Annotated in this window: 1 rRNA gene; it reads left to right on the forward strand. The window is 49.8% G+C overall.

Annotation, left to right across the window (positions count from 1 at the left end):
• Positions 1–454, forward strand: a 23S ribosomal RNA gene (locus tag AC0V2Y_RS27830); the annotation flags it as partial.

Below are 454 nucleotides of genomic sequence, written 5' to 3' on the forward strand. Positions count from 1 at the left end.
CGGAATTCAAGGGGATGGGACGAGTGAATTTATTCACGAAGCAATCGGAAGTGGTTCCAAGAAAAGCCTCTAAGCTTCAGTCATACGAGACCGTACCGCAAACCGACACAGGTGGGCGAGATGAGTATTCTAAGGCGCTTGAGAGAACTCGGGAGAAGGAACTCGGCAAATTGGTACCGTAACTTCGGGAAAAGGTACGCCCCGGTAGCTTGATTGGTTTACTCCATGAGGGTGAAAGGGTTGCAATAAACTGGTGGCTGCGACTGTTTAATAAAAACACAGCACTCTGCAAACACGAAAGTGGACGTATAGGGTGTGACGCCTGCCCGGTGCTGGAAGATTAAATGATGGGGTGCAAGCTCTTGATTGAAGTCCCAGTAAACGGCGGCCGTAACTATAACGGTCCTAAGGTAGCGAAATTCCTTGTCGGGTAAGTTCCGACCTGCACGAATGG

It is taken from the genome of Janthinobacterium sp. BHSEK (assembly GCF_056174685.1).